Here is a 24,784-nt window from a genome sequence, read left to right as displayed (position 1 = left end):
ATTGCCTGACAAAGCATTGCCTGACAGAGCCCTCCGCGCGGGGCGGCAACTGGGTCCGACCGTCGTCGCGGCCGTGATCCTCATCGGCTTCGCGTTCACGAACCCGGGCGCGACCGACCTGGCCCTCGGCGTGAACATCGGCGTCGCGGCCATCGCGTCGGTCGGCCTGACCCTGACCATCGGCGGCGCGGGGCAGCTCGCGCTCGGCCAGGCGGGGTTCATGGCCATCGGCGCGTACGGCACCGCCTACCTGATGCTCGACCGGGAGATGGCGTTCCTGCCCGCGCTGGTCATCGGCGTCGTGCTGGCGCTGGCCATCGGCGTGCTGGTCGGCTACATCGCGCTGCGGCTGCGCGGCAACTACCTCGCGATGGCGACCCTCGCGGTCGGCACCGGCGTGCACGCGCTCCTGATGCTGCCCGGCCCGCTCGGCGGCGCCAACGGGTACGCGCCGATTCCGTTCCCGGAGATCTTCGGGTACCGGCTGCTGGACCCGCGCGACCAGTACCTGCTCGTCGCGGTCACGCTGATCCTGGTGCTGCTCGGGTCGCGGTGGCTGCTGTCCGCCCGGATGGGCCGGGAACTGGCGGCGCTCCGCGACGACGAGGTCGCCGCGCGGGCGGTCGGGGTGAACATCACCGCCCGCAAGGTGCAGGTGTTCGCGATCTCCGCCGGGATCGGCGCGCTGGCGGGCGGCGTCAACGCCCCGCTGCAGACGGCCATCGACCCGTCGCTGTTCTCGACGGCGGTCTCGCTTCAGCTGTTCGTCATGGTGATCCTCGGCGGTCTCGGCAACATCTACGGCGCGGTGCTGGGCGCGGCGCTCGTCACCTGGCTGATCTCGGAGGTGCCGGGCGGCGGCTCGTGGGCGCTGACCGTCCTCGGCGTCGTCGTCATCGCGTTCATGGCCCTGCTCCCGGACGGGCTCGCGGGGCTCGGCAGGACGGCCCGCGCGGCGCGGGCCCGATGGTCACGGCGCCGGGGCGGGCCCGGGGCAGTGGTCACGGAGGTGGCGGAATGAGGACGCCGGGAACCGCGGAGGCGCGCGGCGTCACGCGCCGCTTCGGCGGGCTGACGGCCGTGTCGGACGTGAGCTTCTCCGTCGCCCGGGGCGAGATCCACGGGATCATCGGCCCGAACGGCGCGGGCAAGACGACGCTGCTGAACATCCTGAGCGGCCTGCAGCGCCCGTCGGGCGGCGCGGTGCTGATCGGCGGCGAGGACGTCACCCGCTGGCCGAGCCACCGGCTGGTGAAGCGGGCGCGGCTGGTGCGGACGTTCCAGACCGTCCGGCTGTTCTCCAGCATGTCGGTCCGGCAGAACATGGCGATCGCGGCGCGGACGACGACCGGCCCGGCGCAGGCCAGGGAGCGGGTCGAGGACGTCCTGTCCCGGCTGTCGCTGGACGGGCTCGCCGACGAGCCGGCCGCGGCGCTGTCGTACGGGCTGCAGCGGCGGGTCGAGCTGGCGCGGGTGCTGGTGGCCGACCCGGCGGTCGTCCTGCTGGACGAGCCCGCCGCCGGCCTCAGCCCGCAGGAGCGCCACGATCTCGCGGACATGCTGCGCGAGATGCGCGACTCGGGGGTCACGGTGATCCTCGTCGAGCACCACATGGACCTCGTGCACGCGGTCTGCGGGGCGTGCACGGTGCTCGACTTCGGGAAGGTGATCGCGCGCGGCACGCCGGCGGAGGTCACCGAGGATCCGGCGGTCCTGGAGGCCTACCTGGGCGGCAGGCACCACCGGGCGTCGGACGTCGACGTTCCCGTTTCCACGGGCGAGGAGGACTGATGGCGCAGGCGGAGGCCGGGCCGCTGCTCGAGGCGCGCGGCATCGTCTACCGGTACGGGGCGATCAGCGCGCTGCGGGGCGTGGACCTGCGCGTGGACCGGGGCGAGGCGGTCTGCGTCATCGGCCCGAACGGCGCGGGCAAGACGACGCTGGCGCGCGTCGCCGGCGGGCTGTACCGCCCGGCCGAGGGCGCGCTGCTGGTGAACGGCGAGCCGCTGTCCAGGCGCCCGCACGAGGCCGTCGCGCGCGGCATCGGCAGCGTCCTGGAGGGCCGGCACCTGTTCGTGGAGCAGACCGTCCGGACGAACCTGGAACTCGGCTGCTACCACGGGAAGGTGCCGAAGGCGGTCGTGGAGGAGCGCCTGGAGAAGGTCATGGACCTGTTCCCGGTGCTGCGCAAGCGCGCCGGGCAGCAGACCTCGACGATGTCCGGCGGCGAGCAGCAGATGGTGGCGGTGGGCCGCGCCCTGATGGCCGAGCCGGAGATCCTGATCCTGGACGAGCCGTCCATGGGCCTCTCCCCGAAGATCACCGGCGAGGTGTTCGACGCGCTCGCGGCGCTGCGCGAGGGCGGGCTGTCGATCCTGCTCATCGAGCAGAACGCGCCGCTGGCGTTCGAACTGGCCGACCGCGGCTACCTGCTGCGGCAGGGGGCGGTCGTGGTCGAGGGGAGCATCGAGGAGCTGACCGACGACGACGTCGTCCGTGCGGCCTACCTGGGGGCGTGATGGGCTCGGGGACGGGGGCGCCCCTGTCGGGCGGCCCCCTCCACGCCGACCTGGAGCGGCTCTACCGCATCCCGCTGGGCGAGGCGGGCCTGCCGGGCGCGCTCTTCCAGTCCGACCCTCCCGCCGGTGCCGCGTTGCCCGTCCCCACCGGCGGAGGGCGTGAACCGGGCGGACTTGTGGAGCTAGCGCTGGAGCGGATCGCCGCCACCGACGGCGAGGTCCGTGCCTGGGCGCTGGTGGACGCCGAAGGGGCCCGCGCCCAGGCGAGGCAGGAGCCGGACGGACGGCCGCTGAGCGGCGTCCCGGTCGGGGTGAAGGACCTCATCGACGTGGCCGGGCTGCCGACCGGCGGCGGTTCCCGGCACCTCTCCGGCCCCGGCCGGGAGCGGGTTCCGGCGGCCGACGCGGGATGCGTGGCGCGGCTTCGCAGCGCCGGCGCCGTGGTCGTCGGCAAGACCACCACGCACGAGTACGCGTTCGGCGGCACCACGCCCCCGACCCGCAACCCGCACGACACCGCGCGGATTCCGGGCGGCTCGTCCGGCGGCTCGGCGGCGGCCGTCGCCGCCGGGCAGGTGCCGCTCGCCCTCGGCAGCGACACCGCCGGATCGGTGCGGATCCCGTCCGCCTACTGCGGGACGGCCGGTCTCGTCCCGTCGCCGGGGCGGCTGCCCGGCGACGGCGTGCTGCCGCTCGCGTGGTCCCTGGACCGGGTCGGCGTGATCGCCGCGACCGCCGCGGACCTCGCCGGGGCGGCGTCCGCCCTCGGCGTCGTCTCCCCGGCGGCCGGGGACGCCCGGCCCGCGGGGTTCGAGGGCCTGCGGGTGGGCGTGCCCGGGGGCACGCTGGACGAGCCCATCGACCCCGACATCGGTGCGGCGGTCGAGCGCGCCCTCGCCGCCGTCCGCGACCTCGGCGGCGAGATCGTGGACGTGGAGATCCCGCACGGCTGGGCGGCCGTCGCCGCGGGCATGACGATCATCCTCGCGGAGTGCCTCGACTACCACCGGGAACGGCGCGCGTCCGGCGGTGACGGGCTGTTCGGCGCGGACGTGCGCGCCATGCTCGATCTCGCCGCCGAGGTCCCCGCCGGGGCGTACGTCCGCGCGCAGCGGGTGCGGCGGGTCCTGCGCGGTGAGGCCCTTTCCGCGCTGTCGGGCGTCGACCTCCTCGCGATGCCGACGATGCCGTGCGTCGCGCCCCGCGTGGACGCCGTCGCGGACGGGATGGTCCCCGTCGGCGGAACGGAGGTGACCATGGCGGAGGCGCACCTGCGCTACAACGTCCTCGCGAACCTGGCCGCGCTCCCATGCGGGACCCAGCCGCTCGGCGTCGACGGCCAGGGCCTCCCGATGGGCCTGCAATGGGTCGCCGCGCCCGGCCGCGACGACACGCTGATCAGCGCCATGACCACCTTCGCGTCCCGTTGACGCGGCACCGCCGGAATCAGCACCGCCGGAATCAGCACCGCCGGAATCAGCGCCGCCGGAATCAGCGCTGCCAGAAGTGGAAGCGGGCGCCGTAGTGGGAGCGCAGGCCGAGCTGTCGGCCTTCGGCGGTCTCGATGATGCCGGTGGACGCGCCGTGCTCGCCGGTGGCGAGCCGGGCGGCGAGGGCGTCGAGATCGCCCATCGCGCAGCCCGCGACGACCCGCGGGTAGGCGTGCGGCGGCCGGGGGACGGCGGGCGGGAGGTGCTCGATGAACTCCAGGCGGGCGTTGCGGGACGCCGGGCCGCGGGCGATGACGGCGTCGAAGCCCTCGCCGGGGGCGAGCCCGAGCAGCCGCTCCACCGCGGGGCCCTCGAAACGGCCGGAGAAGTAGACGCGGCCGCCGAGGACGTCCGTCACGAACGTCCGCGCGCCCGCGAGGTCCCCGGTGGCGAACACGACGGCGTTGACCTCGCTGACGCCGAGGCCGGGCCGCTCGCCGAGGACGCACCGCGTCCGGCCCTCCCGGTACTGGACGAACGCGTGCCGCAGCCCCGAGCGGGTCTGGTCGAGCATGCGCTCCCTGACGGGGTGCTCGGTGCCGGGGAGGAGATAGTCGACGGGGCCGGCGACGAACGTCCACCCCCGCTTCTCGACGGCGTCCTCGGTGGCGGCGGGGTCGCGCAGGTAGAAGTCCAGCGCGTAGGGGCCGGGACGGTCGGGGACTCCGGCGGCGTCCGGGGACGGCAGGCCGGGCACGCCGACGAGCCGGATCCACCCGCCCTTGCTTCCGGGCTTGCCCAGCAGGAGCGACTCGGCGGGAGGCAGGGGCAGGTCCCACAGGCGCGCCCAGAGCCCCGGGTCCCGGACGGGCCCGGCCTCGACGACCTCGAAGCCCATCGCGTCCACGTACAGTTCCCGCGGCGGCCCGGTGTCGGCCACCGGGAGCACCGCGATGTCGATGCCGTCGAACACTTACCCGACCTCCCACCGCCGCCGGCGACCGTCGATGACCAATTATGTCTGATGTATTCCGGTATTGCCCAGGCAGCGTACCGGACCCGGCAATGGCAGACCGGCAGCCGGACACGCATGATGTCTGATGTATGCTCGAAACTGCTGTGAGTCCCGGTGGCGCGGAGTTCCCGACTCGCTATCCAGCAGCACGAAGGCCCGACCAGGGGGACGAGGACGTGTCCAGCACCAAAGGCAACAACTCCGGCCGCTCCGGCGCCGGGGCGGCGACCGCACTGCCGGTCAGCCGGCTGCGCCCGGCCTACCAGCAGGTCGCCGACCAGCTGCGGGACCTGATCCTGGACGGGTCGCTCGCGCCCGGCGACCGCCTCCCGCCCGAGGGCGAGATCGGCGGCAACTTCGGGGTGAGCCGCAGCACGGTCCGCGAGGCGCTGCGCGTGCTGGCCTCCCAGGGGCTGGTCAAGACGGTCCGCGGCACCACCGGCGGCACGTTCGTCTCGCACATCGAGCCCGACCAGATCAGCGACTTCCTGGAGGCCGGGATCGGGCTGATGTCGGGCTCGGACGCCCTGCCCCTGGCAGCCATCCTCGAAGCCCGCGAGATGCTGGAGGTGCCCGCCACCGCCGTCGCGGCCGAGCGGCGCGAGCAGCGGCACATCGACGCGCTGCACGCGGCGACGGAGCGCGAGAAGCACTCCCGGGGCCGGAGCATGAAGTTCCAGGAGCACCGGCACTTCCACGGCATCATCATGGAGGCGACCGGCAACGGGCTCCTCACGATGATGACCCAGCCGGTCTTCCACGTCCTGCGGACGCGGTTCCTGAACACCGACTCGCCCGCCGAGTTCTGGGCGCAGGTCGACGACCAGCACGAGCGGATCATCGAGCTGCTCGAGGCGGGCGACGGCGAGGCCGCCAGCGCGGCGATGCGCGACCACCTGCGGCACATCCGCGGCGCCTACCGCGAAGTCTGACCGTACCGCGAGGTCTGGCCGCCCGCCCCGGCCCGGTCGGCCGGGGCGGTCCGGGGGTCAGGCCCCGGCGGCGGCCGTCAGGCCCAGGAGGGCGGACGGTTCTCGCGGTAGGCGCGGAAGCCCTCCTGCCCGTCGGAGTCCGGCGGCGTGACGTAGGCGACGAACTCCTCGATCTCGGGTCCGACCGCCTCGGCGACGGGCAGCCCCTCGGCCGCGGCGAGCTGCCGCTTCATCGCGGCCATGCAGGCGCGCGACTTCCCGCTGAGCTCGGCGGCCAGCTCGTCCACGGCGGCGCCCAGCTCGGCGGCGGGGACGGCCTTGAGCGCGATCCCGAGCTCGACCGCCTCGGCGGCGGAGATCCACCGGCCGGTGAGGAAGATCTCCCTGGCCCGCTGCCGGCCGACGATCCGCGGCAGCCGCGCCGTCGAGCCGCCCGCCGGGACGACGCCGAACTCGGCGTGCGCGTCGGCGATCCGCGCCGAGTCGGCGATCAGCACCAGGTCGCAGGCGAGCAGCAACTCGAATCCGCCTGCCCGGGCCAGCCCGTTGACCGCGGCGATCACCGGCATCGGCAGCCGCTCCAGCCGCAGGGTGAGCGCCGCGAGCCGGGTGGCGATCCGCTCCCAGACGGCCGCGTCGGCGAACGCCTCGTCCAGCAGCGCGAGGTCGAGCCCCACGCTGAACGCCCGGCCCGTCCCTCCGACGACCAGGACGCGGACCTCGGGGTCGGCCTCCGCCGCGTCGATCGCGGCCTCCAGGTCGTCGAGCGCTCGCAGGGTGAGGCTGTTCAGCGACTCCGGGCGGGTGAAGGTGACGCGCGCCACCCGCCCCGTCACCTCAAGGGTCATGGTCTCCAGCGTCGGCACGTCGCCTGCCCCCTCCCAGCGGCCGCCCGGGGCCGCCCTGCTATATATCTGATGTTTCGATTCCGCAGGGTATCCGTAGCCGCCGTCCACGCGTCAACCGAGCCTCCGGGCATCGGCAGGGATGACAACGGACCGCTTCTCGGTTAAAAATCGGACATATGCATGCCGTAGCCGACCGCGATCAGGCAGGTGACGCCGTGACCGAGTCCAGCACGTTCCCAGCGGGCCCGACGCCGGCCGTGCTGGAGGAGATCCAGCGGCGCGTGCTCTGGCTCGCGACGCGCGTCGTGGACGCCGCGAACCGGGAGCGCGACACCGGGGACGGGCTCAAGGTCGGCGGGCACCAGGCGTCCAGCGCCTCGCTCGCGACCGCGATGACCGCGCTGTGGTTCGCCCATCTGGACGCCGCGGACCGCGTGTCGGTCAAGCCGCACGCCTCGCCCGTCTTCCACGCGATCCAGTACCTGCTCGGGAACCTCGACCGCGCCTACCTGACGCGGCTGCGCGCACGCGGCGGCCTTCAGTCGTACCCGAGCCGGACGAAGGACCCGGACGGCGTGGACTTCTCCACCGGCTCGGTCGGCCTCGGCGCCGCCGCGCCGCTGTTCGCCTCGCTCACCCGCCGGTACGTCGACGCCCATTTCGGTGCGCGGCCGGCGTCCCGGTTCGTCGCGCTGATCGGGGACGCGGAACTGGACGAGGGCAACGTCTGGGAGGCCGTCGCGGAACCGGCCGCCGCCGGGCTCGGCAACGTGATGTGGGTGGTGGACTTCAACCGCCAGTCCCTCGACCGGGTGGTGCCCGGGGTCCGCATCGGCCAGTGGCGCGGGCAGTTCGCGGCGGCGGGCTGGCATGTGGTGGAGGTCAAGTACGGGCGGCGGCTCCAGGCCGCCTTCGCCCGTCCGGGCGGGGAGCGTCTGCGGGAATGGATCGACGCGATGCCCAACGAGCAGTACCAGTCGCTGTTCGGCCTGGACGGGGCCGCCCTGCGCGACCGGTTCCTGGACGGCGCTCCGCCGGAGGTCGGCGAGTTCGTCGCGAAACTGCCCGACGCGGAGCTCGGGCCGCTGGTCACCGACCTCGGCGGGCACGACCCTGAGGCCATGCTGGACGCGTTCCGCGAGTGCGACGCCGTCCGGGACCGGCCGAGCGTGGTGTTCGCCTACACGGTGAAGGGCTGGGGGCTGCCGCTGGCGGGCGCTCCCCGCAACCACTCGGCACTGCTCACCGGCCGGCAGATCGACGAGCTGCGCACCCGGACGGGCCTGACCCCCGAGACCGAGTGGGACCGGCTGGACCCCGCCTCCAGCGCAGGCGTCTGGGCCGCCCGGAGGCGCACGCACCTGGCGCGGCCGGCACGCCCGGCCCGCCCGCCCGTCGCGGTGCCCGCGGCGACCGGGGCGCGGGCGGCGAAGCCGGTCTCCACCCAGGAGGTCTTCGGCCGCGTGCTGACCGACCTGGCCCGGGACGAGGGCGTCGCCCCCCACCTGGTCACGACGGCGCCGGACGTCGCCACGTCCACCAACCTCGCGGGGTTCATCAACAAGACCGGCGTGTTCTCGCCCGCGCGGCGGCGGGCGTGGTCGCAGGACGGCCCGCTGCGCTGGGCGGAGAACCCGGCTGGCCAGCACATCGAGCTGGGCATCTCGGAGATGAACCTGTTCCTGCTGCTCGGCCAGCTCGGGCTGGCGTGGGACCTGTCGGACCAGCCGCTGCTGCCCGTGGGCACCGTCTACGACCCGTTCGTCCTGCGCGGCCTCGACGCCTTCCTGTACGGCGCCTACTCGGGTTCGCGGTTCGTCGTGGCGGGCACGCCGTCGGGAATCTCCCTCGCTCCCGAAGGCGGCGCGCACCAGTCGTCCATCACGGCGTCGGTGGGGATCGAGCTGCCGGGCGTCACGTTCATCGAGCCCGCCTACGGCGCCGCCCTGGACTGGCTGCTGTGCGACGCGCTCGGCCGGATCGCCGCCGATCCGAGCGGCTCGGCCGGCTCGGGCGGCGACGAGGGCGCGTACTACTTCCGGCTGACGACCCGCCCGATCGACCAGGCCCCGCTCGAGGCGGCGCGGGCGAGGCTCGGCGAGGACGCGCTCCGCGCGCGGGTGCTCGCGGGCGCGTACCGGCTCAAGGACGCCCACCACGACCGGCCGGACCTGCGGGAAGAGCGGGCGCCGGTCGTGCATCTCGCGGCGTCGGGCGCGGTGATGCCCGAGGTCCTGATGGCGGCCGGCGAGCTGGCGGACGAGGGGATCGCCGCCCACGTCGTGGACGTCACGTCCGCGGGCCGGCTCTACCGTTCGTGGCAGCGCGGGCTGCGGGACGGAGTGCGCACGGCGTCGGCCCGGCCCGTCCCGGACGTGCTGCGCGACGCGTTCGCCGAGCGGGCGCCGGTCGTGACCGTCCAGGACGCGGCGTCGCACGCGCTGGCGTGGCTCGGCTCGGCGCTCGGCGCGCCGGCGGTCCCGCTCGGCGTGGACGGGTTCGGGCAGTCCGGGAGCATCCCGGACCTGTACGAGCTGCACGACCTGCGTCCCGGTTCGATCGTCAACGCCGCGCTGGCGGCACTTCATCTGGCAGGCGATCTGCCCTGATACCTCTGATGTTTAGGTGAACGGCACCGTCCGGCCAGCGGAGCGGCCGCGACCGGAATGATGAAATGTGCAGGTACAACACTGATCGCGAGTCGGTCCGGACGGTCGCGGAGCTTGGACAAGGAACCCCGCCGTACCCTAGAATCTATATGTCTGACTTTAACCGACCAGTGCGATGCGAGAGGGCGGCCATGACGCTCAAGGACGGGTGGAACGGACGGTTCTACGAGGACTTCCAGGTGGGTGACGTCTACCGGCACCCCCTCGGGCGCACGGTCACCGAGAGCGACAACACCTGGTTCACGCTGCTGACGATGAACACGAACCAGATGCACTTCAACGGGGAGTACGCCGCGAAGTCGGAGTTCGGCCGGCCGCTGGTCGTGTCCACGCTGACCGTCGCGATCGCGGTGGGGCAGAGCGTCATCGACACCACCCAGAACGCGTTCGCCAACCTCGGCTGGGAGGACATCAAGCTGCCCCACCCGGTGTTCGCCGGCGACACCCTGTTCAGCGAGTCGATCGTGCTGGAGAAGCGCGAGTCGTCGAGCCGCCCGCACGCCGGCATCGTCACCATCCGCACCCGCACCCTCAACCAGGACGGCGACGAGGTCTGCACGTTCCGCCGCACCTTCTACGTCTACAAGCGGGGCGCCGAGCCGCTGAACGACCTGTTCCCGGAGGCGAAGAAGCCGCTGACCCTCGACGGCGAGGAAGAGCGCGGATGAGGATCACCTTCGCTCCCTGGGGCGAGACGCTGGCCGAGCTGACCGACGCGGCGCGCCGCGCCGAAGCGGCCGGAGCCGAGGTCATCTGGGTGCCCGAGCTGCACCGCAGCGCCACGGTCGCCGCCGCCGCGCTCGCCGCCGCGACCGAGCGGGCCCGGATCGGCACCGGGATCGCGCTCGCGTTCACCCGCAGTCCCATGACCACCGCGCTGGAGGCCCTGGACCTGGACGAGCTGTCCGGCGGGCGCTTCGTCCTCGGCCTCGGCACCGGCGTCCAGCGGCTCAACGAGGACTGGCACAACGTCCCGTTCGGCAAGCCCGTCCGGCACATGCGGGAGACCGTGCGGAACGTCCGCCGGTTCTGGGAGTCCTGCACGACCGGCGAGCCGATCGACCTCCCGGGCGAGGAGGAGCCGATGCGGATCCGCGGCTACCAGCGCCCCTTCGGTGTCCAGCGGACCCGCATCCCCGTCTACCTCGCCGCGATGGGCCCGGCCATGACGCGCCTCGCCGGGACGATCGGCGACGGCTGGATCAGCCACGAGCTGTGCTCGCCGCGCTACCTGGCCGAGCGGGTGCTGCCGGAGCTGGAGACCGGGATCGGCCGCGCCGAGGGCAAGAAGCGCGAGGACCTCGACGTCGTCGTGTCCGCCTGCTGCTCGGTCGCGGGCGACCGCGCCACCGCGCTGCGCCGCGTGTCCGGGCTCGTCGGCTTCTACGCCAGCGTCCGCACCTACACCGACTTCTTCGCCTTCCACGGGCTGGCCGAGCAGCAGCAGGCCGTCATCGACGCGTTCCGGAACGGGACCGGCGCCGAACATCTCGCCGAGACGGTCTCCACCGACATGATCGACGCGCTCACGATGGCCGGCGGGCGCGACGAGGTCGCCGAGCGCGTCGCCGGCTACGCGGGCCTCGCCGACTCGGTGAAGCTCAGCCCGCCGACCCACGGCCTCACCGCCGCCGAGACCCGCGCGGCCCAGGACGAGCTCCTGGCGCTGCTGCCCGACCTCACCGGGAGTGCTTCGTGAAACCGCTGGAAGACGTCCGCATCATCGCCGTCGAGCAGTACGGCGCCGGCCCGTTCGGCAGCGTGCACCTCGCCGACCTCGGCGCCGAGGTGATCAAGATCGAGGAGCCGCGGTCGGGCGGCGACGTCGGCCGTTACGTCCCCCCGTACGGCGAGGGTGAGGACTCGCTGTTCTTCGAGACGTTCAACCGCAACAAGCGCAGCCTGTCCCTCGACCTGTCCACGGACGCGGGCCGCCGGGTGTTCGAGGACCTCGTGAAGGTGTCCGACGTCGTCTACTCCAACCTGCGCGGCGACGTCCCGAAGAAGATCCGCATCACCTACGACGACCTGAAGCACCTGAACCCGGCCATCGTGTGCTGCTCGCTCACCGGGTTCGGCATGACGGGCCCGCGCAGCAAGGAGCCCGGCTACGACTACGTCCTGCAGGGCCTCGCCGGATGGATGGACCTGACCGGCGAGCCGGACGGGCCGCCCACCAAGTCGGGGCTGTCGCTGGTCGACTACTCCGGCGGGTTCGTCGCCGCGATCTCGCTGCTGGCCGGACTGCACGCGGCGCGCCGCGACGGCGTCGGGATGGACTGCGACGTCAGCCTGTACGACACGGCGATCGGGCTGCTGACCTACCCGGCGACCTGGCACCTGAACGCCGGGTTCGAACCGGTCCGCACCAGCCACTCGGCGCACCCGTCGCTGGTGCCGTTCCAGGCGTTCGAGGCGAGCGACGGCTGGTTCATCGTCGGCTGCGCCAAGGAGAAGTTCTGGACGCGGCTGGCCTCCGTCGTGGGCCACCCCGAGTGGGCCGAGCCCGAGTCCGGGTACGGCTCGTTCGCCGACCGGCAGCGCAACAAGGACACGCTGCTCCCGCTCCTGGAGGACATCTTCCGGCAGCGCACCGTGGACGCCTGGCTGACCGAGCTGTACGCGGCCGCCATCCCCTGCGGCCCCATCAACGACGTCGAGCAGGCCATGCGGGAGGAGCACACCAAGGCGCGCGGGCTGCGGGTGACGACCGAGCATCCCCGCTTCGGGACGGTCGAGCAGCTCGCCTCGCCCGTCCGGGTCGGCTCCGAGCGGCCCGAGTACCGCCGGGCGCCGCTGCGCAACGAGGACTTCGACCTGGTGGTCCGCGAGATCGCCGGGTATGACGACGCCACCGTGGCGGAACTGCGGGCCGGGGGAGCCTTCGGCGAGGCCGCCGAGCCGGCCGAGACCGCGGCGGGCGAGGCGGAGGCGGCGTCGCGATGATCGCACGGGAGCTGGCGGGCTGGGCGCTCGGCCTGGACCGGGTGCCGCGGGAGGCCGAGGCGGCCGCGACCCGGCACCTGCTGGACGGGTTCGGCACCGCGCTCGGCGCGCTGCGGACCGGCGCGGCCGATCCCGCGATCGAGGTGGCGCGCGGGCTCGGCGGCCCGCCGGAGGCGGCGCTGCTCGGCTCCGCCGACCTGCTGTCGGCGCCCGCCGCCGCGCTCGCGAACGGCACCCTCGTGCACGCCCTCGACTTCGACGACACGCACGCGGGCGGGCTGGTGCACGCTACCGCGGTGGTGCTGCCCGCCGCGTTCGCCGTCGGCCAGCAGACCGGCGCCCCCGGGCGGGAGATCCTCACCGCGGCGGTCGCCGGGTACGAGACGGCCTGCCGGGTCGCCGCCGCCGCGCCGCACGGCTTCCACGCGCGCGGCCTGCACGCGACGATGGTCGCCGGGGTGTTCTCCTCGGCCCTGGTCGCGGCGCGGCTCCTCGGCCTGGACGCCGACCGGGCGGCCAACGCGCTCGGGATCGCGGGCAGCCAGGCGGGCGGCCTGCTCGCCTTCCTCGGCACCGGCGCGTCGACGAAGCAGCTCCACCCGGGGTTCGCGTCGCAGTCCGGGATCACCGCGGCCCGGCTGGCGGCGGCGGGCGCGACCGGCCCCGAGACCGTCTTCGACGGCCCGCACGGCGTGTTCGACGCCCTCTCCGCCAACCCGGCCGACCCGGCGTCCATCCTGGACGGGCTCGGCGAGCGGTGGGAGACCACCCGGATCGGGATCAAGCCGTACGCGGCGTGCCAGCTCTCGCACGCCACGATCGGCGCGGTCCTGGACGCGATGGCGCGCGAACGGTTCGGCCCCGGCGACGTCGCGGGCGTGCACGCCCGCGTCCACCCGGACTCGGCGCCCGTCGTCTGCGACACCTCCCGCGACCTGACCCGTCCCGCGAGCCCGTACGCGGCGAAGTTCTCGCTGCCCTGGACGGTCGCGGCGCTGATCGCCGACCGGGGGCTCACCCTGGAGACCTTCGAGCCGGACTCGATCGCCCGGCCCGAGGTGACCCGGCTGGCCGCCCGCGTGCGCTGGGACGTCGCCGGCGGCCCCGGCGTCGTCGCCGCCGACGCGCCCGGCCATGTCACGATCACGCTGACCGACGGCCGGGAGGTGACCGGTTCGGTGCCGCGCAGCGAGGGCGGCGGCGACTTCCCGCTCAGCCGCGCGTCGCTGCTCGCCAAGTTCACCGGCAACGCCGGCGTCCCGGAGCCGGAGGCGCGGGAGTTCGCGCACCTCGTCGAGACGCTCGGCGAGCAGCCGGACGCCGCCGCCGTCATGCGGGCCGCCGCCCGGCTCGCCCAGCTCACCCAGCAGGAGAACGGATGACACTGCAAGCGATCAAGCCCGCCGAGTTCCCGTGGTTCCCCTACGAGGGGTTCACGTTCTGCCTCGGCCTGTCCGAGGACGGCGGCGCGTGGTCGTCCGGGCACACCGCCGCCGCGCACGACGAGGCGGTCGGGAAGATGACCGTCTCCGGGACGATGGCCGAGCAGGCGCGCATCGCCTACCGGAAGGTCATGACGATCATCGAGGCCGCCGGGTACGGGCCCGGCGACGTCGTGCACGTGACGGAGAACGTCACGGTCGCCGGGCTCGCCGACTACGAGGCCGCCGCGGCGATCCGCAAGGAGGTCTTCGGCGCGCACGAGCCCACGGTGACGACCGTCGTCGTGGAGCGCCTCGTCCGCTCCGCCGCGCTGCTGGAGATCGAGATGCACGCCGTGCGGGGCGGGGGAGCCGAACTGCTCGCGGCGAGCGAGCGGCGCGAGGCCGGCACCTGGGCGCCCTCGCCCGTCCGCGAAGGCCACGACGGCACCGTGCACCTGCCGACGATGGTGCCGCTGGACGAGTCGGGCGACATCGTCAGCCCGGGAGACTTCGTCGGGCAGTACGCCTACTGCCTCGACCAGGCGGACGTCCTGCTCCGCAAGGCGGGCCTGTCGCTCGACAACGCGGTGACGACCTACGACTACTCGACGCCCGGCAGCCGCGACGTGTACCGCAAGACGCACCGCGTGCGGAAGGAGCGGCTCGGCGGCGCCGGCGTGTACCCGGGGGCGGGCGGCATCCTGATGAGCCGGCTGCACCATCCCGAGGCGCTCGTCGCGATCGACGTCACCGCGTCCCGGCATCCGCTGGAGCTGGTCAACCCGGGCTGGTCCCGCTACGACACGCTGACCTACGCGCCGGGCGTCCGGGCCGGCCGGACGCTGTTCATGTCGGGGTTCGCGGCGCTCGACATGGAGACGCAGAAGGCGCTGCACCCCGGCGACATCGGGGCGCAGGCCGAGGCCACCTACGGCGCCGTCCTGCACCTGCTGGAGTACGCGGGCCTCGGCCCGGCGGACCTGCTGTCCACCATCGAGTTCTGCGTCGAGTCGGCGCTGCGCGACTACCGGGCCGTCGCACCCGTCCGGGAACGGCTCCTGTCGCCGCCCTGGCCCGCCTCGACCGGGGCGATCTGCAAGGAACTGCTCCGCCCCGAGTTCCTCCTCGAAGTGTTCCCGACCGCCCTGTACCCCGAGGGCGCCGCGACCGTGAAGGACGCCTCATGACGCTGCTCACCGAGGAGATCCGGGCGCTCGTCGGCCGGACGAAGGCCTACACCGCGCCCGAGCCGATGGGCGCCGCCGCGGGCCGCTACTTCGGCCTGGCGATCGGCGACCACAACCCGCTCTACTCCGACCCCGGGTACGCGCGGGCGCAGGGGCTGGCCGACGTGACCGCGCCGCCCACGCTGATCTGCGAGACCAACCAGTACGCGAACCTGCCGATCGGGCCGGACGGCGACGCGGGCCACAACTGGGGCATCGAGATCCCCGGCACCCGCAAGGTGCGCGGCGGCAACCGCTACGTCTTCCACCGCCGCATCCTGCCGTCCGATGTCGTCACCGCCACCTGGGAGATCACCGACGTCGCCGGCAAGACGAACCGGGCGGGCGCGGAGATGCTGATCATCACGTCGCGGGCGACCTACACGCAGCAGGACGGGGAGACGCTCGCGGAGAACGAGGAGACGATCATTTTCGTCTCGCTGGAGGTGGGGGCATGACCGCCGCGAAGGCCGCGCACGAGGCCGGGGACGTCGTCCCGCCGCTGGAGCGCCGGATCGGGCTCCCGGACATGATCGCCTACGCCGGGGCCACCTGGGACTGGTACCGGCTGCACTACGACACCGAGTTCGTGAAGGCGTCGAAGCTGCCCGGCGTGGTCGTCGACGGCCAGGTGTTCGGCGCGCTGCTGGTCGAGCAGATCCAGGACTGGCTCGGGCCGCGGTGCTTCGTCCGCGAGCTGGAGTTCGGCTTCAGGGCGCTGGTGTTCGCCGAGGAGACCGTCCGCTGCGAGGGGACGGTCACCGAGGCCGGCGACGGGTTCCTCGACCTCGACCTCCGGGTGGTCGTGGTCGGCGACGACGGCGCGGCCGACCGCGTCGCCGTGGCGCCGGCCCGCGCCCGCGTCCTGCTCGGCACGGCCGACGGGCCCGGCTCCGCGGGGGCTCCATGAGCACGGGCGTCGCGATCGCCGGCGCCGCCGAGTGCGACCTCGGGGTGACGAACCGGTCGATCCTCGGGCTCCAGGCGCAGGCGGTCAAGCGGGCGCTGGACGACGCGGGCCTCGTCCCGGGCGACGTCGACGGCATCGCCACGACCGGGGTGTCGCGGTTCTCGGCGACCCAGCTCGCCGACTACTTCGGCATCGAGCCCCGCTGGACGGACTCGACGTACGCGGGCGGCTCCGCGTTCGAGATGTTCGTCGCCCGCGCCACCCAGGCCATCCAGGCGGGCCAGGCCGAGACGGTCGTGATCAGCTTCGCGTCCAACCAGCGGTCGGCCCGGTCCCGCTCGCTCGGCGGGGTGGTCGAGGACCACACGCCCGAGGCGCAGTTCGAGACGCCGTACGGGCCGCTGTACCCGCTGTCGTACTACGCGATGGCGGCGCAGCGGTACCTGCACGCCTACGGCGGGTCGCGCGAGCAGCTCGCCGAGATCGCGGTGGCGGCGCGCGAGTGGGCGCTGCTGAACCCGGTCGCGTTCCGCTACGGCAAGGGCCCGCTCACCGCGGCGGACGTGCTCGGCTCCGCGCCGATCTCCAGCCCGCTCACCGCGCTGGACTGCTGCCTGGTCACCGACGGCGGCGGCGCGATCGTCCTGACGTCCCTGGAACGGGCCCGCGACCTGCGCCGCACGCCCGTCGAGGTGCTCGGGTACGGGGAGCGCACGACCAACACCTCGATGACCGCCGTCCCCGACCTGACCGTCACGGGGGCGGTCGGCTCCGGCGCCGACGCGTTCGGGCGGGCCGGGGTCGCCCCGGCCGACATCGACGTCGTGCAGGTCTACGACTCGTTCACGATCACGGTCGCGCTGACGCTGGAGTCGCTCGGCTTCTGCGGGCGGGGCGAGGCGCTGGACTGGATCGCCGGCGGCCGGATCCGTCCCGGCGGCGACTTCCCGCTCAACACCTCGGGCGGCGGGCTGTCCTACTGCCACCCCGGCCAGTTCGGGGTCCTCCTGCTGGTCGAGGCGGTGGCGCAGCTGCGCGGCGACGCGGGGGACCGGCAGGTCGCCGGCGCGCGGCTCGCGGTCGCCCACGGCACCGGCGGGATCCTGTCGACGCACGCCACGGTGGTCCTGGGGGTGGACCGATGACCGGCTCCGACGGCTTCGCGCCCGACGTCCCCGCGCCCGACGAGATCACGGCCCCGTGGTGGGAGGCCACCAGGGAGCACAGGCTGGTGCTCCAGACGTGCCCGCGCTGCGTCCCGCGCGTTCAGCATCCGCCGCGCGCGCTCTGCGTCCGCTGCGGATCGGACGAGCTGGACTGGGCCGCGTCCGAGGGCCGGGGCATCGTCGACTCCTTCACGGTCGTGCATCGCGCCCCGCGCCCGGACCTCGCCGTCCCCTACGTCATCGCCCGCGTCCGGCTGGCCGAGGGGGCCGTCCTCCTCACCCGGCTCCAGGAGCGGGAACCGGACGCCTGGCGCATCGACGACCCCGTCCGGGTCGCCTGGGTCGACCTCGACGACGGGCGCGCCCTCCCCGTGTTCGTCCCGGACGCCGGGCCGTCCCACGACACCGAGAAAGGCAGCTAAGTGGATTTCCAGCTCAATGAGGACCAGCGCGAGTTCCGCGCCGTGCTGCGCGACTTCGTGGACCGGGAGATCATCCCGGTCGCGCGGGACTGGGAGCACTCCGGCCGCTACCCCACCGAGATCGTCAAGGGCATGCGGGACATGGGGCTGTTCGGGATCACGGTCCCGGAGGAGTACGGCGGACTCGACCTCGACCCAGTCTCGTTCGCGCTGGTCTTCGAGGAGATCGCGCGAGGCTGGATGGGCATCGCGGGCATCCTCGGCAGCCACTCGCTGGCCTGCCGCATGATCGCCATGCGCGGCACCGAGGAGCAGAAGCGCAAATACCTGCCGGATCTCGCGACGGGCGCGCGCCGCACCGGCATCGGCCTCACCGAGCCGGACGCGGGCACCGACCTGCAGGGCATCCGCACCACGGCCCGGCTGGAGGGCGACCACTACGTCGTCAACGGCACCAAGATGTGGATCACCAACGCGCGGCACGCCGACCCGCTGCCCGTGCTGGTGAAGACCGACCCGTCCGCGTCCCCGGCGCACCGGGGCATGAGCGTCCTGCTCGTGGACGCCGGCTCGGACGGCTACGAGATCACCAAGGACATCCCGAAGCTCGGCTACAAGGGCACCGAGTCCTGCGAGATCGTCCTCGACAACGTGCGGGTGCCGAGGGAGAACCTGCTCGGCGGCGTCGAGGGCAAGGGCATGCAGCACGCGCTGTCCGCGCTGGAATGGGGCCGGGTCAACATCGCCGCGCGGTCGGTCGGCATCGCCCAGCGCGCCCACGACGAGGCGCTCGCCTACGCCGGGCAGCGCAAGGCGTTCGGGCAGCCGATCGGCGACTTCCAGGCCGTCCAGCTCCAGCTCGCGACGGTGGCGACCCAGCTGCAGGCCGCGCGGCTGATGGCCTACTTCGCGGCGGACGCGGTCCGCCGGGGCCGCGCCGACGGCCAGACCGGGATGGCGAAGATCTTCTGCTCGGAGGTCGCGCTGCAGGCCGCGATCGACGCCATGAAGATCCACGGCGGCTACGGCTACTCGACCGAGTACGAGGTCGAGCGGCTCTACCGCGACGCGATCCTGATGAGCATCGGGGAGGGCACGAACGACGTCCTGCGGACGGTCGTGGCCAAGTCCCTGCTGCGCGGCGAGACGGTCGTGCGGTGACCGTCCCGGACCGGCTGCCCCGCAGCTACCTCTACGTCCCGGGCAACGCCCCGGACAAGCTCGGCAAGGCGCTGGCGCGCGGCGCCGACGCGCTGATCGTCGACCTGGAGGACGCGGTCCCGCCGGGCGGCAAGGACGCGGCGCGCCGCGCGGTCGCCGGCTGGCTGCGCTCGGGCCTTCCCGCCGGCGGCGCCGAGCTGTGGGTCCGGATCAACGGCGGCGCGGCGGGGGAGGCGGACGTGCGGGCGCTCGCGGGGCTGCCCGCGCTGACCGGGCTCGTCCTCGCCAAGGCCGAGAGCGCCGGGCAGGTCACCGCGGTCGCCGGGACGCTGGACGATCTCGGCGATGCGACCACCCTGCTGATGCCGCTGCTGGAGACCGCCGGGGCCGTCCTGGACGTGCGGGAGATCGCCCGCGCGCGCCGCGTCCACCGGCTCCAGATCGGCGAGGTCGACCTGGCCGCCGACACCGGGATCGATCCGGGGCCCGAGGAGACGGAGCTGCTGTTCGCGCGGAGCATGACCGTGTTCGCCAGCGCCGACGCCGGCATCCACCCGCCGGTCGGCCCGGTGTCGACGATCACCGCCGATCCGGTGGCGCTCGCGGAGTCCACCGAACGGGTCCGTCGGCAGGGCTTCGTGGGGCGGGCGTGCATCCACCCGGTGCAGATACCGGTGGTGCACGAGGCGTTCACTCCGTCCGAGCAGCAGGTCGCGCGGGCCGAGGACCTCCTGGCGAGGTTCGAGGCGGCGACCGCGGCCGGAGCCGGCGTCGCGCTGGACGCCGAGGGACGGCTGATCGACGCGGCCGTGATCCGGCTGGCCCGCCGCACGCTGGCCACCGCCGGCCGCGCCGCCGCGAGATGACGACGAGAGCCCGAGTTCGGCACGCGAGGGAAAGAGACGGGCAGCCATGGCACAGATGAACATCGCCAGCGGGATCCGCGAGTTCGCGCGCAGCACGCCGGGGGCCACCGCGCTGATCGACGGCGACCGGCGGCTCACCTTCGCCGAGCTGGACGACCGCAGCAACCGCTTCGCCGGCCTGCTGGTGGACGCCGGGTTCCGCGCCGGCGACCGCGTCGCCGTCCTGCTCGGGAACCAGCTGGAGTACGTGGAGGTCGCGGCGGGCGCGGCGAAGGCGGGCGTCGCCATGGTCCCGCTCAACCCGCGCGGCACCGCCGCCGAGCACGGCTCGCTGATCACCCGGTCGGGCGCGTCCGGCCTGGTCGCCGACGCGGTGTTCGAGGCGAACGTCCCCGAGCTGGTCGAGGACCTGCCGCTGGCGCTCGCCGTCGGCTCGCGGGCCTGGGGGCGCCCCTACGACACGGCCCTCGCCGGGGCGCGGTCGGTGGACCCGCGCGTCCAGGTCGCCGAGACGGAGCCGTTCTGCGTGCAGTACACCTCCGGCACGACCGGGCAGCCGAAGGGCGCGCTGCTCACCCACCGGTCCCGGGTGCTCACCATGTTCGGCTGCGCGGTCGACTACGGACTCGGCCCCGGCAAGCGGACCGCCGCGGTCGCGCCGATGGCGCTCGGCGCGGGGTTCTGCTTCGCCTACGCGGGCCCGTTCATGGGCGGCCGGACGTCCATGCTGCCGCGCTGGGATCCCGAGCGGCTGCTCGACATGATCGAGCGCGACCGGCTGCAGACGATCTTCCTTGTCCCGACGCACGCGCTGACGCTGCGGCAGGTCATGGAGCAGTCGCCGCGCAAGTGGGACCTGTCCAGCCTGGAGACCCTCTACTTCAACGCCGCCGCGCTGCCGGTCCCGCTGAAGGAGTGGGTGGTCGAGACGTTCCCGCACGTCGGCGTGCACGAGCTGTACGGGTCCACCGAGGCGGGCGTCGTGACGGACCTGCGCCCCGCCGACGCGCTGCGCAAGGCCGGGTCGGTCGGGCACCCCTGGTTCATGACCGACGTGAAGCTGCTCGACGACGACGGCCGCGAGGTCGGGCCGGGCGAGCCGGGGGAGCTGTTCGGGTACTCGCCGTACAACATGATCGGCTACCTGGACGACCCCGAGTCCACCGCCGCCGCGATCAGGCCGGACGGCTACCTGTCGTCGGGGGACGTCGCCGTGCGGGACGAGGAGGGCTTCATCACCATCGTCGACCGCAAGAAGGACATGATCATCTCGGGGGCGGCGAACATCTACCCCCGGGAGATCGAGGGCGTCCTCATCGGCTGCGACGGGGTGGCGGAGGTCGCCGTAGTCGGCCTTCCCGACGAGAAGTGGGGCGAGACCGTCGGCGCGTTCGTCGTCCCGCGCCCCGGCCGCGACGTCGACTTCGGCTCCCTGGAGGCCGCCGTCCGCGCGCGGCTCGCCGGCTACAAGACGCCGAAGGTGTGGGAGAAGGTGGACGAGCTGCCGAAGAACGCCAACGGCAAGATCCTCAAGCGGGTCATCCGCGACACCTACGGGAAGTGAGCGCCATGCCCGGCCGCCCCCTCGGCTCCGGCTCCGCCGCGGCGGGCAACGCGACGCCGGCCGTCGGGGGCTCCGCATGACGTACGAGACCCTGGACGTCTCCCGCGACGGGCCCGTCCTCATCGTGGTCATGAACCGTCCCGGCGTGCTCAACGCCTACGACCGCCGCATGGTGGCGGAGCTGCGGGAGGTCTGGCGGGCCTTCCGGGACGACGGCGAGCTGCGCGTTGCCGTGCTGACCGGCGCGGGCGACCGGAGCTTCTCCACTGGGCTCGACGTGGACGACGCCCTCGCGGGCGGCGTCGCCAGCCCGTCCCTGGACGAGGACGGGCGGGTCGCGCTCACCTCCCGCGACCTGCGCGTCTTCAAGCCGGTCGTGGTCGCCGTCAACGGGCACTGCTGCGCCGGCGGATGGCATTTCGTCAACGACGGCGACATCGTCCTCTGCTCGGACAACGCCACGTTCTTCGACACCCACATCGACGTCGGGCTGGCGAACCCGGTGGAGGCGGTCGGGCTGCTGAGCCGGCTGCCGCTCACCGAGGTCCTGCGCATGGTCACGAGCGGGCGCGCGTACCGGCTGGGCGCAGAGCGGGCCCGCGAGCTCGGGCTCGTCACCGAGGTCGTACCGCCGGCCGATCTCGTCCCGCGCGCCCTGGAGATCGCGCACGTGGTCGCCCGGCACCGTTCCGATCTGCTGGCCGCCAGCCTGGAGACCGTCTGGACGGCCGTCGAGGACCAGCGCGCCCGCGCCGAGGCGCTCGGCTTGGCGCTGCTCATGCGCGCGTCCGGCCGCGACCTGCTCGCCTTCCGCGACGCACCGCCCGGCGGCGGCTCGTGAAGATCGGGATCTTCGACCGGGTCGGGAGCATCGAGCGCACCGCCGCCGACCTGCGCGCGGCGGCGCGGGACGGGGTCGACAGCTACTGGCTGACGCAGGCGTTCGGGACCGACACGCTGACGGTGATCGGCGCCGTCGCCCGCGACCTTCCCGGACTGCGGGTCGGCACGGCCGTCGTCCCCGTCCAGCCCCGGCACCCGATGGCCCTCGCGCAGCAGGCGCTCACCGCCAACCTGCTCGTGGGCGGACGGCTCGCGCTCGGCATCGGCCCGTCCCACCCGTCCGTCGTGGAGCCGTGCTGGGGCATGCCGTACGACCGGCCTGTCCGTTACATGCGCGAGTACCTGGAGGCCCTCAACGGCGCGCTGGCCCAGCGCGTCCGCTTCCGGGGGGAGGTGCTGACCGCCCGCGGCGACCTGGACATCCCCGGCGCGCCCGTTCCGCCGGTGCTGGTCTCCGCGCTCGGTCCCCGGATGCTGGAGGCCACCGGCGCGCTGGCCGACGGCACGATCACCTGGATGGTCGGACCGCGCACCCTCCGGGAACTCACCGTGCCGACGCTGCGCCGCGCCGCCGCCCGCGCCGGCCGCCCCGATCCGGAGATCATCGCCGCGCTCCCGGTGTGCGTGACGGACGACGTCCCCGCGGCGCGGGCCGTCGCGGAGGCGGAACTGGAGTGGTACGGGACGCTCCCGTCCTACCGGGCGATGCTGGACCGGGAGGGCTGCGCGACGCCGGGCCGGCTGGCGCTGATCGGCGACGCCGGCACGGTGGCCGGCGAGATCCGCGCCTTGGCCGGCCTCGGGGTGACCACCTTCGCCGCCAAGATCTTCGGCACGGACGGCGAGCGGGCGGCCGCCCGCGAACTGGTCGCCGGCCTCGCCCGCTGACGGAACCCGCGGCGGCCGTCCCTCTCGGCTGCTGAAGAGGGGACGGCGCGCCGCGGGTCGATCGTGGGGGTCAGCGCCAGGCGGCGAGGACGTCGGCCACCGAGTCGACCCACCCGAACAGGAAGCCGATGCCGGTCAGCGCGTGCTCGTGCCGGGCCTTGTCGAACTCGGCGGTCGCGTCGGCGATCACGTGGACGAAGTAGTCGCGCTGGCCCGCGTCCCGCGCCGTCGTCTCGACGCAGATGTTGGTCGTCACCCCGCAGATGACCAGGGAGCGGATGCCGAGGTTGGTGAGCACCGGCTCCAGCCGGGTGCCGTAGAACGAGCTGGGCCGCGACTTGTCGATGACGATCTCGCCCTCGGCGGGCGCCAGCTCGTCGATGATCTCCGCGTCCCAGCTGCCGGCCGCGAGCGAGCCGACCTCCTTCATCGCCGGGACGATGTGGTTCGGCAGCACGCCGCCGTCGGCGTACCCGGGCTGGAAGACGTACCGAGTGTAGATCACCGGGACGTCGGCCGCGCGGGCGGCGTCGATCAGCGTGCGGCAGCCCGGGATCGCGCGGCGCAGCTCCTCGTGCGGCAGGCCGACCGCCGCCATCGACCCCTTGGCCTCGGTGAAGCCGTTCTGCATGTCGACCACCAGCAGCGCGGTGTTCTCTCGCGTGATGTCCACCCGGACCCCCCGACTCAGTAGCTTCTCGGGAGCCCGAGCGACTCGCCGAGGATGTTGCGGATCATGTCGTTGCTCACGGGACTGAACAGCTGGAGCCTGGCGTCCCGGAAGTACATCTGCATCGCCGACTCCTCGGCGAGGCCCTGCGCCGCCATCGCGCGCATGCCGCGGTCGACGATGCGGGCGGTCGACTCGGCGGCGACGAGCTTGGCCATCCCGGTCAGCGCGGTCGACGGCCGGCCGTCCTCGATGGCGCGGACGGCGGTGTCCACGAGCGCGCGGGACGCCGACAGGTCGGCGATCGAGTCGGCGGCGGCGTGCTGGAGGGCCTGGAACCGGCCGATCGCGCCGCCGAACGCCTCGCGCTCGCGCAGGTGGGCGAGGTGCAGGTCCAGAGCGGCGCGCCCGATGCCGAGGCTGAGGCCGGCGGCGAGGACGCGCTCCACGTCCAGCGTCCGGCCGAGGAGCGACATCGCTCGGCCGCGCTCGCCGACGAGGTTGCCGAGCGGCGCGGTCGCGCCGTCGAAGGAGATCTCGCAGGTGCCCGCGGCGCGCATCCCGGCGAGGCGGACGCGGTGGACGGCGACTCCCGGCTGGTCCAGCGGGACGGCGATCACGCTGAGGCCGCGTGCCCGCCCGCCCTCCTCGGGCGGGTCGGTGCGGCACACCGTGAACGCGATCTCGGCCTCGTGCGCGAGGGAGATCCAGAGCTTCTGCCCGCGCAGCACCCAGCGGCCGTCCTCGATCCGGGCGGACGTGCGGAGGTTGAGCAGGTCGGTGCCCGCGTCGGGTTCGCTCATCCCGAACGAGCAGATCATCTCGCCGGACGCGATCTCGGGGAGCCAGGAGCGGGCCGCCGTACCGGTCACGTCGGCCAGCATCCGCATGGCCATGCCGCACAGGACGTAGTCGACGGCGAGGCTCGGGAGGACGCGGGCGATCTCCTCCACGACGGCGACGGCGTCGCCGGCCGTCCCGCCGGTTCCGCCCGCCGACTCCGCGCCGCCGAGGCCGAGGAGCCCGGCCGCGCCGAGCGCGGACCAGGCGGCGGAGGGGAAGGCGCCGTCCCGGTCGGCGGCGAGCGCCCGCTCGCGGGGCAGTTCCCGGGCGAGCAGCGTCCCGACCATCTCGCGCAGGTCGCCGCGTTCGGTGGCCTCCTCGAACGGCCTGGTACTGAGCACGCCCTCTCCTTCGCCGGTTAGCGATAAATCTGAGGTATGGCATCTGGGATGTCAAGTGCCTGGTAGAGGCCGTTGACAAGCCCTTACCCGGCACAGCTATC

At 73.8% G+C, this 24,784-nt stretch carries 24 protein-coding genes; 20 read left to right on the top strand and 4 right to left on the bottom strand.

What is annotated here, in order from left to right:
- The first annotated feature begins 16 nt into the window (after positions 1-16).
- The 4 genes from SM418_RS06945 to SM418_RS06930 are packed head-to-tail and all read left to right on the top strand — an operon-like array spanning position 17 to position 3,949.
- A complete protein-coding gene (locus SM418_RS06945) occupies positions 17-1,021 on the top strand; it encodes a branched-chain amino acid ABC transporter permease (protein WP_371939818.1) in 1,005 nt (334 codons plus the stop codon).
- Entirely contained in the window at positions 1,018-1,791 is a 774-nt protein-coding gene (locus SM418_RS06940; protein ID WP_371939817.1) for an ABC transporter ATP-binding protein, read from the top strand. The genes SM418_RS06945 and SM418_RS06940 overlap by 4 nt, the downstream gene beginning before the upstream one ends.
- Positions 1,791-2,519, top strand: a complete 729-nt coding sequence (locus SM418_RS06935) for an ABC transporter ATP-binding protein (protein WP_371939816.1) — start codon at positions 1,791-1,793, stop codon at positions 2,517-2,519. The genes SM418_RS06940 and SM418_RS06935 overlap by 1 nt, the downstream gene beginning before the upstream one ends.
- Complete coding sequence (locus SM418_RS06930; RefSeq protein WP_371939815.1) at positions 2,519-3,949, top strand: amidase; 1,431 nt, start codon at positions 2,519-2,521, stop codon at positions 3,947-3,949. Before SM418_RS06935 ends, SM418_RS06930 begins: the two co-directional genes overlap by 1 nt.
- Positions 3,950-4,010: 61 nt before the next feature.
- Here SM418_RS06930 and SM418_RS06925 read toward each other — a convergent pair whose 3' ends face one another.
- Positions 4,011-4,922: a hypothetical protein gene (locus SM418_RS06925; RefSeq protein ID WP_371939814.1), complete on the bottom strand. Its 912-nt coding sequence runs from the start codon at positions 4,920-4,922 to the stop codon at positions 4,011-4,013.
- Positions 4,923-5,140: 218 nt separating this feature from the next.
- Between SM418_RS06925 and SM418_RS06920 the strand changes: the two genes are divergently transcribed.
- Positions 5,141-5,896: a FadR/GntR family transcriptional regulator gene (locus SM418_RS06920; RefSeq protein ID WP_371939813.1), complete on the top strand. Its 756-nt coding sequence runs from the start codon at positions 5,141-5,143 to the stop codon at positions 5,894-5,896.
- A gap of 77 nt (positions 5,897-5,973) precedes the next feature.
- On the opposite strand, the gene SM418_RS06915 is transcribed toward SM418_RS06920, so the two are convergent.
- Positions 5,974-6,744 carry an enoyl-CoA hydratase/isomerase family protein gene (locus SM418_RS06915; protein ID WP_371939812.1) on the bottom strand — a complete coding sequence of 257 codons (771 nt, stop codon included), beginning with the start codon at positions 6,742-6,744 and terminating at the stop codon, positions 5,974-5,976.
- A 215-nt stretch (positions 6,745-6,959) separates the two neighbouring features.
- Between SM418_RS06915 and SM418_RS06910 the strand changes: the two genes are divergently transcribed.
- From SM418_RS06910 to SM418_RS06840, 15 genes are all read left to right on the top strand, one after another.
- Positions 6,960-9,353, top strand: coding sequence for a thiamine pyrophosphate-binding protein (locus SM418_RS06910; protein ID WP_371939811.1), 2,394 nt, complete (start codon positions 6,960-6,962; stop codon positions 9,351-9,353).
- 191 nt (positions 9,354-9,544) lie between these two features.
- Positions 9,545-10,081, top strand: a complete 537-nt coding sequence (locus SM418_RS06905; RefSeq protein ID WP_371939810.1) for a MaoC family dehydratase — start codon at positions 9,545-9,547, stop codon at positions 10,079-10,081.
- The gene (locus tag SM418_RS06900) at positions 10,078-11,112 is read left to right on the top strand and encodes an LLM class flavin-dependent oxidoreductase (protein ID WP_371939809.1); all 1,035 of its coding nucleotides are present in this window, start codon (positions 10,078-10,080) and stop codon (positions 11,110-11,112) included. The genes SM418_RS06905 and SM418_RS06900 overlap by 4 nt, the downstream gene beginning before the upstream one ends.
- On the top strand, positions 11,109-12,359 hold the full coding sequence (locus SM418_RS06895; RefSeq protein WP_371939808.1) for a CaiB/BaiF CoA transferase family protein: 1,251 nt from the start codon (positions 11,109-11,111) through the stop codon (positions 12,357-12,359). The genes SM418_RS06900 and SM418_RS06895 overlap by 4 nt, the downstream gene beginning before the upstream one ends.
- A complete protein-coding gene (locus SM418_RS06890; protein WP_371939807.1) occupies positions 12,356-13,741 on the top strand; it encodes an MmgE/PrpD family protein in 1,386 nt (461 codons plus the stop codon). The genes SM418_RS06895 and SM418_RS06890 overlap by 4 nt, the downstream gene beginning before the upstream one ends.
- Positions 13,738-14,970, top strand: coding sequence for a RidA family protein (locus SM418_RS06885; protein WP_371939806.1), 1,233 nt, complete (start codon positions 13,738-13,740; stop codon positions 14,968-14,970). Before SM418_RS06890 ends, SM418_RS06885 begins: the two co-directional genes overlap by 4 nt.
- A complete protein-coding gene (locus SM418_RS06880) occupies positions 14,967-15,467 on the top strand; it encodes an FAS1-like dehydratase domain-containing protein (RefSeq protein ID WP_371939805.1) in 501 nt (166 codons plus the stop codon). The genes SM418_RS06885 and SM418_RS06880 overlap by 4 nt, the downstream gene beginning before the upstream one ends.
- The gene (locus tag SM418_RS06875) at positions 15,464-15,919 is read left to right on the top strand and encodes a MaoC family dehydratase (protein ID WP_371939804.1); all 456 of its coding nucleotides are present in this window, start codon (positions 15,464-15,466) and stop codon (positions 15,917-15,919) included. Before SM418_RS06880 ends, SM418_RS06875 begins: the two co-directional genes overlap by 4 nt.
- Positions 15,916-17,064, top strand: coding sequence for an acetyl-CoA acetyltransferase (locus SM418_RS06870; protein ID WP_371939803.1), 1,149 nt, complete (start codon positions 15,916-15,918; stop codon positions 17,062-17,064). The genes SM418_RS06875 and SM418_RS06870 overlap by 4 nt, the downstream gene beginning before the upstream one ends.
- Positions 17,061-17,507 carry a Zn-ribbon domain-containing OB-fold protein gene (locus SM418_RS06865; protein ID WP_371939802.1) on the top strand — a complete coding sequence of 149 codons (447 nt, stop codon included), beginning with the start codon at positions 17,061-17,063 and terminating at the stop codon, positions 17,505-17,507. The genes SM418_RS06870 and SM418_RS06865 overlap by 4 nt, the downstream gene beginning before the upstream one ends.
- On the top strand, positions 17,508-18,668 hold the full coding sequence (locus SM418_RS06860) for an acyl-CoA dehydrogenase family protein (protein WP_371939801.1): 1,161 nt from the start codon (positions 17,508-17,510) through the stop codon (positions 18,666-18,668). It begins immediately after the preceding gene.
- Positions 18,665-19,534 (top strand): HpcH/HpaI aldolase/citrate lyase family protein, encoded by an 870-nt coding sequence (locus SM418_RS06855; RefSeq protein WP_371939800.1) that lies wholly within the window; start codon positions 18,665-18,667, stop codon positions 19,532-19,534. The genes SM418_RS06860 and SM418_RS06855 overlap by 4 nt, the downstream gene beginning before the upstream one ends.
- Before the next feature lie 46 nt (positions 19,535-19,580).
- Positions 19,581-21,098 (top strand): class I adenylate-forming enzyme family protein, encoded by a 1,518-nt coding sequence (locus SM418_RS06850; protein WP_371939799.1) that lies wholly within the window; start codon positions 19,581-19,583, stop codon positions 21,096-21,098.
- Positions 21,099-21,174: 76 nt separating this feature from the next.
- On the top strand, positions 21,175-21,939 hold the full coding sequence (locus tag SM418_RS06845) for an enoyl-CoA hydratase/isomerase family protein (protein WP_371939798.1): 765 nt from the start codon (positions 21,175-21,177) through the stop codon (positions 21,937-21,939).
- Positions 21,936-22,829, top strand: coding sequence for a TIGR03564 family F420-dependent LLM class oxidoreductase (locus tag SM418_RS06840; protein ID WP_371939797.1), 894 nt, complete (start codon positions 21,936-21,938; stop codon positions 22,827-22,829). The genes SM418_RS06845 and SM418_RS06840 overlap by 4 nt, the downstream gene beginning before the upstream one ends.
- A gap of 70 nt (positions 22,830-22,899) precedes the next feature.
- On the opposite strand, the gene SM418_RS06835 is transcribed toward SM418_RS06840, so the two are convergent.
- Complete coding sequence (locus tag SM418_RS06835; protein ID WP_371939796.1) at positions 22,900-23,502, bottom strand: cysteine hydrolase family protein; 603 nt, start codon at positions 23,500-23,502, stop codon at positions 22,900-22,902.
- A gap of 14 nt (positions 23,503-23,516) precedes the next feature.
- A complete protein-coding gene (locus tag SM418_RS06830) occupies positions 23,517-24,683 on the bottom strand; it encodes an acyl-CoA dehydrogenase family protein (protein WP_371939795.1) in 1,167 nt (388 codons plus the stop codon).
- Positions 24,684-24,784: the final 101 nt, after the last annotated feature.

Source organism: Actinomadura chokoriensis (assembly GCF_041463665.1).
Classification (GTDB): domain Bacteria; phylum Actinomycetota; class Actinomycetes; order Streptosporangiales; family Streptosporangiaceae; genus Spirillospora; species Spirillospora chokoriensis_A.
The sequence above is the reverse complement of the archived record's forward strand: the minus strand, read 5'-3'. Positions and strand labels throughout refer to the sequence as shown.